The organism is Methanobrevibacter millerae (assembly GCF_001477655.1).
Taxonomy (GTDB): domain Archaea; phylum Methanobacteriota; class Methanobacteria; order Methanobacteriales; family Methanobacteriaceae; genus Methanocatella; species Methanocatella millerae_A.
Map to the genome: position 1 here is coordinate 1,948,107 of NZ_CP011266.1, position 13,558 is coordinate 1,961,664.

Consider the following 13,558-nt stretch of genomic DNA (forward strand, 5'->3'; position numbering starts at 1 on the left):
TTCGTATATTAACAAACAATTAAAAAATAGAGTGGTAATATGTACAGAATAAAAAATTCAAAACACTTAGCAAGTGTCATCAATTACACAAATCTAAGTAATATGATTAGTGAAGCTGAAATGACTGAATTCTTAAATCAAGCAAAAGAATTAAACTTCAATACAGCGACAATTAATCCAACATATGTTCCATTAGCTAAAGAGATTTTAGCAGACAGTAATGTAAGAGTGGGTAGTGTAATAGGATTCCCGTTAGGATTTGAAAATACAGAATCAAAAGTTGGCGAGGCATTATCCCTAGTCGAAAACGGAGCAGACGAAGTGAATACCGTGATCAATTTAAATCATGTAGCAAGCGAAAAATATGATTTGATTGAAGATGAGGCAAGACAAATAAAAGAAGCCTTAGGTGATACAACACTGAAAGTAATTATTGAAAGTAAAATCCTTGAAGATGAACAAAAAGCAAACGTTGTAATAAGATTAGAAAATGCCAATGTGGATTATATTAAAACATCAACAGGATTTTTAACTCCAAATCACATTTATGAAATTGTAAATGACATCAATATCTTCCAGAAATATGCACCAAAAACAAAAATTGAGGTATATGATGGAATAGACATCTGGAAAATGGCACACCAAGTATTAACAGCAGGTGCAGATTTAATTGCATCAAATAATGGATATCAAATTGTATCCAAATACAAGGAATTAAGAGAAAACACACAAATCAAACCTAAACCAATAACCTTAAAAAAATAAATTGAACACATCACCATTTTTATTATTTTTTATAACACCAAAAATTTTTTTATAAAATAAGCATATAATGAAAAAATTTTAAAAAAATAAAAAATTAGTAATGCCATGGGCCGGACTTGAACCAGCGACATCTAGATCTTCAGTCTAGCGTTCTCCCATCTGAACTACCATGGCACATGGACCGAACGAGATTCGAACTCGTGATCTCCTCCACGTCAAAGAGGAATCATACCCCTAGACCACCGGTCCTGCACAACATATTATAATATATCAAAAGTAATATATAAAAGTTTGCAATTTACAGAACCGATAAAAAAATAAAATAAATTGACCAAGAAAAATGGCCAATAGATTTTAAATAACAGTAAAAAGCCTATTTGATAACTAATTTGATATCTTCAGCTTTTACAGTTTTTCTACCAGCGTGGCGTGCGAAATTAACTGCTTTTTTAGCGATTTCGTCACCTTTTTCTTCTAATGCTTCAGCTAATGCAATTTTAGCTTCGTCACTAATTCTTTGAGCTCCAGCATTTTTTAAGATACGACCTACTGGTGCAATTGGTAATTCACTCATTATTTCACCTCCAAATAAATTGTAGTAAAGCATAGTATATAAATGTTTTGGAAAAAAGGCCTAAATTTTAGTTATATATTAACCACCAAGCTATTAAGTAATAATTTTATTAATACAAAACAATAATAAAAAAAATAGATGAATAAAGACAAAACTTTATAAAAAATAATAAAAATGACAATTTAAGAAAAGTTAAAAATTATCTCATTCTACAATCCCTTTCAAGTAAGTAGCCGTTGCATGAGTTATTTTTACACGAACAAAATCTCCTAAATTAACATTATCAACAACCACAGGAATATAAGAATTTGTTTTAGCAATGAATCCTCCTTTAGAACCTTTTTCAACAACCAACGCAGTTTGATAAGAATGGAGCAATTCCTTATTTTCTTCCATCGTTATTTCACTCTTAATTTGAGTTAAAAATTTAGAACGTTTCTTCATAGTTTCATGAGGAATTTCCTTAAGTGATGAAGAAATTGCACCTTTCCTGTGCTGGTATTTAGATAAATGAATCAAACTAGGTTTAACACATTTCAACAATTCAACAGTTTTTAAAAAATCATCATCAGTTTCAGTAGGATAGCCAACAATAATATCAGTAGCCAGTGTCAAATTGGGAATTTCATTTTTGAATTTGCGGACAATATCCAGATATTGATCGATAGTGTGGCCACGCCTCATTTCCTTTAGGACTTTATCACTCCCACTTTGTATAGGCAAATGAATAAAATCATATACATTGGGTTGTTTTATTGCATCGATTATGTCATCAACATCATCTAAAATATTTTTAGGATGCATCATTCCAACACGAACTCGAAAATCTCCTTTTAAATTAGCCACTTCTTTTATTAAATCAGATAACTTTTCACCAGTGTCCCGACCAAATGCTGCAGTATCCTGTGCAGTGAGCTGTATTTCACAAGCCCCATTTTCAATAGCTAACTTGGCTTCTTCAACAATATCTGCAATAGGATAACTATTCAAAGGTCCTCGGGCAAAACGAGTACAACAAAAAGTGCAAGCACCCAAACAACCCTCACAAATCTGAATTATATGAATTAAACTATCATCAGTAACTTTGGCAACACCAACTTTACTTTCTTTTGAAAGACCACATTCCCGTACAACCTCACCACAATACGTTTGTTTTACAACATCTGCTGCTTTGTTTAATTGATGAGGTCCAATCCAGCTGCAATCAGGCCCGATATTGTTCAACTTTTCAGGATCAATTTCGACCATGCATCCCCCAACAATAATTTTTTTATCGGGAAAATTCTCCTGCAATTGTTGAATTTTATAAATAATCTTATTTTCAGTAGGTAACTTAACATAGCAGGTATTTACAATGACAACATCAGCATCATCAATATTATCAACTAAATCAATGTTATTTTCATTTAAAACACCTGCCATAATTTGGCCATCAGCTTTATTAAACGTACAACCATAGGATTCAATATATACTTTCATATAATAATCACACTAACCAGTTTTTTTGAAAATATTCGAGGTTAAATCATAATCATAATTATTGAATTTGACTGGTTTTGAATAAACTCTTTTAATTACTCCTGCCTTAGCAAATCCTGATGTAAGTTTTCTTTCATCAGTTTTGATAACATGAACTTTAACAATATGGTTCTCAATTTTGACAACATCACCAGGAGCGATTTCAAAATCCCTTTCCAAATCCAATTTATATGAATCAACTTTACCATGCAAATCAACTGAAAAACCAATACGAGCAGGAATTTCAATTGATGTAGCCCATATCGTTTCAATATTTTCAACCAAAGCTTTATTAACTCGAGTATCATCCACTTCAATACTTGATACTTCGACTTGACCCAAATCAGAAAGCAAAATATCTCCAACTTTCAATTCATCACTTGGAGATAATTCAATAGTTGTTTTATGAGATTTATTTTGTTCTGAAATAATAAGTCGATAATTTTTAGGTTTTTTTGCAGAAACAACATCTTTAAAAACATGACCGCAATCAAAACATTTTAAAAGATATTCCTCTGTAAATTTCTTTTTAGATTCTTTCTGTTTTGAATTTAAAATTTCAAGTTCATCAGAACCACAAATAGGACATTCCATATTATGCCTCCTTAATAAAAAAATTAATCATTATTTAAATAATGGTTTACTAAACCACCATCTTCTAAAATATTTAACATGAATTCTTTAAAAGGTTCAAAATTTTGAGATTCACCTGAAGTTTCATTAATCAAAATTCCTTTGGATAAATCAATTTTAATGATATCCCCATCTTCGGCATTAATATCACTTACAATTACAGGCAAACCTATATTTATTGCATTTCTATAAAAAATTCTTGCAAATGATTTGGCGATTATTGCATTTACACCCGCAGTTTTGATAGCTACTGGTGCCTGTTCACGAGAGGAACCGCATCCAAAATTTTCACCTGCAACAATAACATCACCCTGTTGAACATTTTTAGTGAAATCAGGACGTTCTCCTTCAAGAACATGATCCGCCAAATCCTGAGGATTAAAAGTTCTTAAATATCTTCCCGGAATAATGACATCCGTATCTATATTTTCACCAAAAGTCCAAGTTTTTCCACAAATAATATCCATAATAATCACTATTTTGTAAGAACATGACCATGATTTTGAGCTTTTGTTGTTATAACTATACCATCATCGCCAACATAATCTTTAATTTCTTGTACAATATGTTTGTTTGTTTTATCATAAAATGAATAAACTGTAGGTCCAAAAGAACTCATTCCTACAGCATAAGCACCAATTTCAGTTAATTTTGCCATTAATTTTTTTATATTATCTGACTGAAGTTTTATTTCAATATTCTTAAATCCTATTGTTTGTATCTTATTAATTATGTTTCCAAAGCAAGGCAAATCTTTTTCAAGTAAAAAAGGTATCATATTCATAAATATCAAATGAGAATATAATTCCACTTCATTACGATCAATAGGACAATATTCCTGGAAAATATTTACTTCTTTTTGACCGTTGACACTTACATCAGATTTTAATATGACAAGTAAAACTCCCCATTCATCAGGAAATTCATAGCGACCAAACAGTTGTGGGGGACTAGCTTTAGAAGCTGATGAAGGTAAAAAAGATGTCTTTTCCTTTCTGCTGTGACCACCATCAACAATGAAACCACCATAATCAAAGGCAAACACACCAATACCCGAAGTTCCGCCACGACCAGTGATTTTACCTAAAGTATAGCCATTAGCTTCTTGACCAATATGTTCGGTAATAAGTTTTCCAGTGGACAATGCTATTTGAGTTCCAGAACCTAATCCCGAATGAGGAGGATATGCTCGGTCAACTCTAAAATAAAATCCTTCATCCACACCATAAAAATCTATGACTTCTTGGGCTGCTTTAGTAATTTTTGTAATGCACTCATTCCGGATAGTTTCATTAAAGTTAAAGTTTTCGTTAAAATCAACAGTGATTCCTTTTTCAGCAGGTTCACCGAACAATATCAGATTTGGATCTTGGATTGTGAGCCCAATTCCCCCATCTAATCTACCATAAGACCCATTCATATCAATCAGACCCAAATGAAGTCTAGAAGGTGATTTAATTAACATGCATTACAACCTCGGGAAGACTATGCTTTAGATTTTTTCAAAGGGGTTGAAAACTCTTCTTCAACACCTTCACGATACATTGAATTGAATGTACAGAATGGAATAATTCTACCATCAGGGGTTGCATAATGGATAACACATTTTTTAACCCGGTCTTCATCAAAGTTAAAAGGATCCATAAAATGCATACATGAAATAAGCATTGCATCTTTTGAAAAAGCACCTAAAGCATCATATGATCTTTTAGTGAATACATTAAGTAAAATTCTCACAATATCCAAACCTTTCGGAGTTCTGCTTGTATGAACCAATTTTGGAAGAGCTGCAGTAGCACTAGCCAAAACCCTTTTTTTAATACCAAAACCGCCTTCATTTAATTTATTAGTTAATTCTGTTAATTTTTCAAATAAATCATCAACATCAATGAATCTATTGATAGGTATTAATTTATCCTTACCTGGACCCTCGGTCTTTTCTCTGAACACATAGGTAGCTATACCACAATGTTGATGACAATTTAATGTAACACTTGGTTTTTCACCATCCAATGCACCAATGAAGTTAGCTACTGGTTCAACTGATGAAGGAGGATAAAAATCTGTGGTTTTCACTTCACCATCAGTTTGGTCTTCGATAATCTTTATAAAGTCAGGAATAGTTATTCTTTGATCTTCAACCTGATCAGCAGGTGTTCTTCCTGCAAATGACACCGGCTGGAAGTTAACACCATAAATATTTTCATTATGGTCAAATGCAAATTTAATAATTTCCCCAACCTGGTGGTCATTTACCCCTTTAATTAAAGTAGGAACTAATACAACACCTAAATTTGCTTTTCTACAATTTTCAATCGCATCCAATTTATATTGAAGCAAATCTCTTCCCCTATTGTTAATATATGGTTCAGGAGTAACACCATCAAATGCTAAATAAACAGTGTTTAAGCCAGCATCTTTTAATTCCTGAGCCAAATTTTCTTTCATAGCTAATTTTAAACCATTAGTAGCAATTTGAACGTGAGTGAAACCTTCTTCCTTAGCCATTGCGACCAATTCAACAATATCTTTTCTAACAGTAGGTTCCCCACCAGCATACTGAATAGCAGGAGTTGGATTTGGTTTTAAGTTTCTTAAATTTTTAAGCATTTGTCTAATTTCATCTTGAGTAGGTTCAAATAAACGACCTGATGCTGCTGCATTAGCAAAACATACAGGACATCTTAAATTACACCTATTAGTAACGTCAATTAAGCCCAATACAGTAGAGGTTTCATGTTTAGAACAAAGTCCACAATTAGATGGACAAGGTGCAGTATTTTCTACACAGGGATTTTCTACAGATGTAATTGAAGGTTCAAATTTATTTACCCTATTATAATCATCGTCATTACTCCAGTAAGTGTTAATAAACTCCCCATGTTCGTCACAAGTTTTTTTGATATAAACTTTTCCTCCCTCATCATAAACTTCAGCATCAAGAGGTTTACCGCACTCTGGACATAAACTTTTTGTATCCTTTATTTTCAAAAAAATCACCTTACTAACAAACATAAATCATTAGTATAAATATAATATAAAATTATATAGTTAATATTATATTTAAACTTATTTAAAATTTAAATACTTTAACGATAAAACAATATATTATATATTAAACTTTATTGGAGTTAATAAAAAATGAATATTAATTTTACAATGTTGGCTGCATCCTGTATCACCATATTATACTTCTTACTTCCCGCATACCTATCTAATAGTGGAGGATTAATCTTTGGAGGAGGTAGACCAATCGATGGAGGCAAAACCGATTCAAAAGGCAACCGATGGATTGGAGATGGAGTAACCTGGAGAGGTTTGATTGGAGGAACCCTTCTTGGAACATTAGTCGGTGCGATACAGGGATACTTCGGACTGGACATTATTTCAGCATTCGGCCCATATATAGTAACTCCAATACCAATGGGAGTTATAAATGGAGTAATCATCGGATTTTTACTTGCATTTGGAGCTTTGGTTGGCGATGCAATAGGTAGTTTCTTAAAAAGAAGAATAGGAATCGGTCGCGGAAAACCAGCGCCAATATTAGATCAGCTTGACTTTTTAGTAGTGGCATTACTGTTTGTTTCATTAGTTGTAAAATTAGATTTAGGATTCGTAATAATAGCTATGGTATTAACAGTAATAATTCATTTGATTGCTAATACCGGAGCATATCTGCTTGGAATAAAAGATGTGTGGTACTAATCCACATATTTAGATTTTTTACCCAACAAGCCATCATTTTCATCAAAATAAGTTGTTTTATCTGTTTTAAATGCATCCATTTTAGCATCAACTGCTAATTTATCTGCCTCATCATTATATTTATTTGATGAATGACCTTTTACTTTTATAAAATTTAAGATGCATGAATTATTTCTAATTTCACCCATCAAATCCCATATTGATTTGATAATCTTTAAATTTTGAATAGGTTTATTATCAGACTTTTTCCATCCTCTTTTTTGCCAACCCGCAGCCCATTGTGTGAATATATTAATACAATATGCAGAATCAGAAAATATCTCAATAATATCCCCAGATTGTGACTTTAAAAGAAAATCTTTCATTGACGCATACATAGCATACAATTCCATTTCATTGTTAGTTGTCAGAGGACATCCTCCAAAACGAATAGAATCCTCACAACCATCAATTAATAATACAAAAGCCCATCCCCCAGCTTCACGAACATATTTGCCGTTTTCTTGTTTCATAGTGGCTGCGCCATCTGTATAATATGAATACTTGGACATGTTAATCAGCCCAGATATTTCTCCATCATGACAGCAGTCCCAACGGCAGGCGCTACAACACATTGTTCGTCTGTTAAAATATCCCCCATGGATTTAACTTCCAAACCCAAAAGCTCTGCAGCAGGTTTATCCAAAATATCTTTTCCCAAACCAGTCGTTACAATCAAATCAAGGTCTTGGGCTTCATGAACCTGTTTTAAACCATCAGCAATTTGTTCAATTTGCTTTTGATGAATGAATTTGGACATTTCAACAATATCATCCGGTGAAAGCATTTCTAAATCTGCACATACAACACGGGCAATACGTTTAGAGCAATCCCTTTTAGATTTGGATTCACCATCAAATGTATCGCAAACATAATCATCTTCTGAAATTAAATCCAAAACAGTGTAGACATCAGCAGTTTGAGCAAATAGTTCACTAGCTACACGATACTCTTTCCCATTTAACTCAACTTTATCCAAAAAACTAGCCAAATTAGTTCTTAAAGTACCAGTATAGACTAATTCACCAGTAGCGGATCTATCAAAATCAGATTTGCCTATTGCACATTCATTCCCATTTTTAATTGGAATAATGTCAGTTGTAGTACTTCCAGTATCAATAAAAATACAATTGTCTGATATTAATGTTGCAATCTGTGCTGTAGCTATCCAGTTTGCTGCAGCTGCTTTTAAAGGATTTTTTTCAATTTCTTTTCTAGAAAGCATTCCATCAATACCAACATAAGCTATAGGACAAGAAAATGTATCTTCACATTTTTTAACAACATCCAAAACTCCATCTTTTTTAGTATCATAGGCATCAACAAGCTCTGCAGTCATTGATATTCCAACAGCGTCAATTTCAGAAACTGGGCAAATATTCTCAATTAATTCGACTAAAACCTGTGATAAATCATCATTATTACTCCACATAGGAAGATAAGCAAAATCAACTTCAATATCTTTTATTTCACCATTTTCAAAGTCCAATACTGCCAAATCAGTATTAGCCCCACCAATGTCAAAACCTGCTATTTTCATGTTTTAAATTCTCCTAATATCTAAATTATCTCCTTGTTTTTTAAATTCGACTTCACCATCAAGAGAAATATCAGTTTCTTCAATATTTCCTTCAATAATAGTTTTTGCCAGATTAAAATTGGCTATTTTTCTAAGACCCACATAAGGAGTTGTGAATCTTGAATTTATCTCAAGCACATAAACAGGATAAATATCTTTTTCATCAGCACTTATTATTAAATCAACACCTACAAAACCATTTAAACCTTCAACTGATTCACACGCTTTTTTAGCAATGCTAAAAGCCTCATCCTTGTATTCACTTTCAAAAGGTAATTTACCACCAACATAAGTTCCTTTATCATTTTTAAGTTCTACAAATTGCTTATTTAAACTGATTGGTGTTGCTTTTCCATCATGACATATTAAGCTAACGCTAACATCTGTCCCTTCAATAAATTCCTGAACAATAATTCTGGACTCAGGAGGAAATATTTCTTCCAAATCATAGCCTAAATCTTCAATGTTTTCTATTATGACAATATCTTCACAGTCCACACCAATTAACGGCTTGATTATTAATTTTAATGGAGTGAATGGATCTTCAGCCTGCCATTTTTCATGTAAATTTGTAATGGCTCTTTTCCAATATCCTTTTGAATCTATTTTGAATCTGAAAGTTCTTGGCTGAGTAACAGTATTTGATATTTTTTCATATGTTAAAGACTTGTCTGATGAAATAAGACATGCTTCACTTGATGAAGTGTAAATAAAGATATCATTTTCCTCTAAAATTTTTGTGATATTATATAAATTATTGTTATTTTCTGCTGCAATGAAAATAGCCTTATTGAAATTGCAGGCATTATCGTTCAACCAAGAGATAATATCTGTTTCAATTAATATGGGGTTAACATTTTCATACTTTGATATGATATTTTCATAGGATTTATTTACAACAACATCCAAATTATAATCGCTTAAATCTTCAATTAATGCAAATAACATTGCTTCCGCTTCAGAAATGATACATTTATCTTTTTCACCGGAAGCAGTGAAATACTCAAAAACCAATATTGAATCATTCGTAGATATCATAAGTAACACACATCTCATTAATATTTAATTCATCATTAGGGAAAAACATTTTTTGTCCATCAAACACCATATGGATTAATGCATTGTTTTTTTCTTCAAATTCTTTAACAGTAATGTCCTCTTTGATTAATGCCATTTTTCTTTCAAAGGATGCCATTATATCTTCTGGAGCTTCAATGTTAAGCAGTCCCTCATCATAGTATTTTTGAATTGCATCAACAGTTTTTTCGGCAGAATTACCTTGTCCATATGGATTTGGTGCATTTCTCATTTTTTCTGCAAATTCTTCATCATTCAATATTTTATTTGCATTTTCAAGAATAACATCCTTATCTGATCCGACCAAAATGTTTCCACCGGCAGTGACGGTTTCAGGCCTTTCTGTATTGTATCTTAATGTTAATGCAGGAACATCAAGCGTGATTGCCTCTTCCTGAAGGCCTCCGGAATCAGTTAAAATTAAACTTGATTTAGCAGTTAACTGTAAAAAGTCCAAATAACCTAAAGGTTTAATGATATGAACATGATTCAAATTATTTAACTCATCAAACAATCCAAAGTTTTGTAAAGTGTTTTTAGTTCTTGGATGTATTGGAAAAATAATATTCATCTGATTCAGTTCTTTTAAAGCTCCAATAATATTTGTAACTCTGGATTTATCATCAACATTTTCTGCCCTGTGCATAGTTAAAGTTAAAATATTATCCATATTGCCAATGTCCAAATCCGCTAAGGATTTTTCTTCAAATCCACGTTTTCGAGCAATTTCCAAATGCCTAAAACAGGCATCAACAACAGTGTTTCCAGTTATAAATAGATTTTTTCTTGAAAAACCTTCAGCCAAAAGATTAATGGCTGACTCTTCAGTAGGAATAAAATACATTGTTGAGACAATATCACAAGCCCTGCGGTTTATCTCTTCTGGCATGGTCATGTCAAAAGAGCGAAGTCCAGCTTCAACATGTCCAACGGCAATGTGCAGTTTAGAAGCGACAAGAGCACCTGCAAGAACAGCATTGGTGTCTCCTTGGACTAAAACGATATCCGGTTTTTCATCCATCAAAACCTCTTCAATACCTTTCATCATCAAACCAGTTTGCTTTCCATGAGAACCTGACCCCACATGAATATTATAATCAGGAGATGGAATTTCAAGGTCTCTAAAAAAGTTATCAGACATTTCCTTATCATAATGCTGACCCGTGTGAATAAGACACAAATCAATACCACGATTCACAATTTCATCAATTATTGGAGCCATTTTAATAATTTCTGGCCTTGTTCCAAGTACAACAGCTATTTTCATAATATCACTTAAATATATTTATATAACATTTAAATAATAAAAATTTTTGTTGAAATAAACTTATTATTCAGTAAAAATGAGATATTGGCAATGAAAATAAACCTGTTAAACAGATTATAATAAATGTAAAAATATATACCCATTTATCTCTACTTTTCTAGATTTTATATCTATTATTAACGGCAGAAAAGCAATTATCGGCAGAAAATATCTTGACGCCCAATATGGTGCTACTTACTAACGGACTCCACATTATATAAAAACAATCATTGATTTGTGATAGTCAGCGAAGTAATTTGTTAATATTCATTAACAATATTATTAAAATAAATGAATAAAATATTTTTTATTAATATGAAATTTTTTGAAATTAAAAAATTTAAAAATCCAACTGCTCTGCAATACACATTTTGCAAACAGCATTAGGAGATTCAAGATTTGCATCCTTAACTGGACAATAAAAAACACCATTTTTCTCTTCAACTTTCAGAGACCCTGGAAATGGAGTGCCAACAGGATGAATCGGCTCTTCCAAAACAAAAGTGGTGTATAATGATACGATTGCATATATTAATGGGAATTTAGTCTTATGAGTTAATGATTCTGCATCATGGTAGGATTTTAAAGTAGCTACTGCATCAATAAACTCTTCCTTATCAATATCATTATCATATATTGCATTATCATTACGTATTTCACGAATGCGACCTAAAAAATATTTGGCATAAACAGCATGACTTTTATCTTTGTAATTTTCCTGAACATATTTGCTTTCCTCAATCATTTCAGCGTTCACCTTCATCAAATCAAATACTGAAATTGTAGCCGAATATTCCTTTAATACTTTCAAAATAGCCTGAGGAGATACTTTTTCCTCAGCAATAGCAACATTTGAAAAATCATTATACATTGCACTGTAACCACTCATTAATATCACTATAAATTACAATTATTCAATTAATATCTAAATCATTAACTTTTATAATATTAATACTATATAAATATTAATATCGAAATAGACAGTTTCGATGAGAGGATTATATGTTAGACAATTATTTTAATTTTAAGGAAAATGGTACAGATTTTAAAACAGAAATTTTAGCAGGAATTACAACATTTCTTGCAATGGCATACATCCTTGGAGTTAACCCTACAATGTTAGCAGATGGGGGAATGCCAGCGTCAGGAGTGTTTTTTGCAACGGCATTATCCTCAGGAATTGCATGTATCATAATGGGTATTGTTTCTAAATATCCTGTGGGACTTGCACCAGGTATGGGATTAAATGCATTATTTACATATACGATAATACTTGAAATGGGAAATACATGGGAAACTGCCCTGGCAGCGGTATTTGTTTCAAGTATTGTATTTTTAATAATAACTGTTTCAGGTTTGAGGGAAAAAATTTTAAATATTATTCCAAATGATTTGAAACTAGGTATAGGTGCAGGTATCGGATTTTTCTTGGCTTTCCTTGGACTTAAGAGCTGTGGAATAATCACGTCAGACCCATCAACATTTGTTACAATGGGATCCCTTTTATATCCACCAGCACTACTTGCATTAATTGGTATATTAATTACATTAATTTTTTATGTACAAAAAGTGCCTGCAGCAGTATTTTTCGGCCTGCTTGCAACTGCAATAATAGGTTTGATTTTTACATTCCTCGGATTTGGTGCAGGAGATATGTTAATGCCATCCATCCCAAAACAAATCATAACTTTAAATATGGATACAACATTAGTTGGTGGATTTTCAAGAGGATTCGGACAGCTATTTTCAAATATCCCTAATTTAATAATTATGATATTTTCATTAGTATTTGTTACATTCTTCGATACAACAGGTACATTAATGACTATTGGAAGACAATGCGGATTTGTCGATGAAGACGGAAATGCCAAAGGAATTGAAAAAGCATTCTTAAGTGATGCATTAGCTGGAATTATCGGTTCTGTTTGCGGTACAAGTACTGTGACTGCATATGTGGAAAGTGCAACGGGAATCGGCATTGGTGGAAGAACTGGATTAACAGCAATAGTTACTGGAATCCTATTCATATTATCAATATTTATCTCCCCATTAATATTATCATTATTTACTTCATCAGTAACTGCAGCGGCATTAGTTATTGTTGGAATTCTAATGGTTAGTCAGTTAAGGGAAGTAAACTGGAATAGTCTAGTTATAAGTGCATCAGTATTTATGACTATAATAATCATGATATTAAGTTACTCAATTTCTATTGGTATTGCTTGGGGATTCTTAATATATGCTCTTGGAACAATAGCCAAAGGTAGATATAAAGAAATGGGACTTGGAATTTGGATTCTTGCCATAATCTTTTTATTATATCTGTTCTTCGGATTATAGTTGTATGATTATTCATACA

At 32.2% G+C, this 13,558-nt stretch carries 14 protein-coding genes and 2 tRNA genes; 3 read left to right on the forward strand and 13 right to left on the reverse strand.

All coding sequences use genetic code 11. The annotated features are described in order from the left end of the window. Positions 1-39 precede the first annotated feature (39 nt). A complete protein-coding gene (deoC, locus tag SM9_RS08655) occupies positions 40-765 on the forward strand; it encodes a deoxyribose-phosphate aldolase (protein ID WP_058739766.1) in 726 nt (241 codons plus the stop codon). A 101-nt stretch (positions 766-866) separates the two neighbouring features. On the opposite strand, the gene SM9_RS08660 is transcribed toward deoC, so the two are convergent. From SM9_RS08660 to tes, 8 genes are all read right to left on the reverse strand, one after another. Continuing rightward, a tRNA-Phe gene (locus SM9_RS08660) sits at positions 867-939 on the reverse strand. 3 nt (positions 940-942) lie between these two features. Next, positions 943-1,014: transfer RNA gene (locus SM9_RS08665), tRNA-Val, on the reverse strand. A gap of 124 nt (positions 1,015-1,138) precedes the next feature. Then, entirely contained in the window at positions 1,139-1,339 is a 201-nt protein-coding gene (locus tag SM9_RS08670; RefSeq protein ID WP_058739767.1) for a histone family protein, read from the reverse strand. A gap of 204 nt (positions 1,340-1,543) precedes the next feature. Further along, positions 1,544-2,818: a tRNA (N(6)-L-threonylcarbamoyladenosine(37)-C(2))-methylthiotransferase gene (locus tag SM9_RS08675; protein WP_058739768.1), complete on the reverse strand. Its 1,275-nt coding sequence runs from the start codon at positions 2,816-2,818 to the stop codon at positions 1,544-1,546. Positions 2,819-2,830: 12 nt separating this feature from the next. Beyond that, a complete protein-coding gene (locus SM9_RS08680; protein WP_058739769.1) occupies positions 2,831-3,451 on the reverse strand; it encodes an HVO_0476 family zinc finger protein in 621 nt (206 codons plus the stop codon). Positions 3,452-3,474: 23 nt separating this feature from the next. Continuing rightward, on the reverse strand, positions 3,475-3,957 hold the full coding sequence (gene hacB / locus SM9_RS08685; protein WP_058739770.1) for a homoaconitase small subunit: 483 nt from the start codon (positions 3,955-3,957) through the stop codon (positions 3,475-3,477). A gap of 8 nt (positions 3,958-3,965) precedes the next feature. Continuing rightward, positions 3,966-4,955, reverse strand: a complete 990-nt coding sequence (locus SM9_RS08690) for a beta-ribofuranosylaminobenzene 5'-phosphate synthase (protein ID WP_058739771.1) — start codon at positions 4,953-4,955, stop codon at positions 3,966-3,968. 20 nt (positions 4,956-4,975) lie between these two features. Continuing rightward, the gene (tes, locus tag SM9_RS08695) at positions 4,976-6,481 is read right to left on the reverse strand and encodes a tetraether lipid synthase Tes (RefSeq protein ID WP_394326117.1); all 1,506 of its coding nucleotides are present in this window, start codon (positions 6,479-6,481) and stop codon (positions 4,976-4,978) included. Between the two features lie 150 nt (positions 6,482-6,631). Between tes and SM9_RS08700 the strand changes: the two genes are divergently transcribed. After that, positions 6,632-7,198: a CDP-2,3-bis-(O-geranylgeranyl)-sn-glycerol synthase gene (locus SM9_RS08700; RefSeq protein WP_058739773.1), complete on the forward strand. Its 567-nt coding sequence runs from the start codon at positions 6,632-6,634 to the stop codon at positions 7,196-7,198. Here the strand turns inward: SM9_RS08700 and SM9_RS08705 are convergent. From SM9_RS08705 to SM9_RS08725, 5 genes are all read right to left on the reverse strand, one after another. Then, positions 7,195-7,812 (reverse strand): ribonuclease H family protein, encoded by a 618-nt coding sequence (locus tag SM9_RS08705; RefSeq protein ID WP_083495890.1) that lies wholly within the window; start codon positions 7,810-7,812, stop codon positions 7,195-7,197. The two genes, SM9_RS08700 and SM9_RS08705, sit on opposite strands and share 4 nt — an antisense overlap. Beyond that, on the reverse strand, positions 7,755-8,777 hold the full coding sequence (locus tag SM9_RS08710; protein ID WP_058739775.1) for a hydantoinase/oxoprolinase family protein: 1,023 nt from the start codon (positions 8,775-8,777) through the stop codon (positions 7,755-7,757). The genes SM9_RS08705 and SM9_RS08710 overlap by 58 nt, the downstream gene beginning before the upstream one ends. Positions 8,778-8,780: 3 nt before the next feature. Then, positions 8,781-9,854 carry an ATP-grasp domain-containing protein gene (locus SM9_RS08715; protein WP_232299117.1) on the reverse strand — a complete coding sequence of 358 codons (1,074 nt, stop codon included), beginning with the start codon at positions 9,852-9,854 and terminating at the stop codon, positions 8,781-8,783. Then, positions 9,838-11,160: a non-hydrolyzing UDP-N-acetylglucosamine 2-epimerase gene (wecB, locus tag SM9_RS08720; protein ID WP_058739777.1), complete on the reverse strand. Its 1,323-nt coding sequence runs from the start codon at positions 11,158-11,160 to the stop codon at positions 9,838-9,840. Before wecB ends, SM9_RS08715 begins: the two co-directional genes overlap by 17 nt. A gap of 379 nt (positions 11,161-11,539) precedes the next feature. Beyond that, positions 11,540-12,088: a DUF2115 domain-containing protein gene (locus SM9_RS08725; RefSeq protein WP_058739778.1), complete on the reverse strand. Its 549-nt coding sequence runs from the start codon at positions 12,086-12,088 to the stop codon at positions 11,540-11,542. Positions 12,089-12,201: 113 nt separating this feature from the next. On the opposite strand from SM9_RS08725, the gene SM9_RS08730 reads away from it, so the two are divergent. After that, positions 12,202-13,539, forward strand: a complete 1,338-nt coding sequence (locus tag SM9_RS08730) for an NCS2 family permease (protein ID WP_058739779.1) — start codon at positions 12,202-12,204, stop codon at positions 13,537-13,539. Positions 13,540-13,558: the final 19 nt, after the last annotated feature.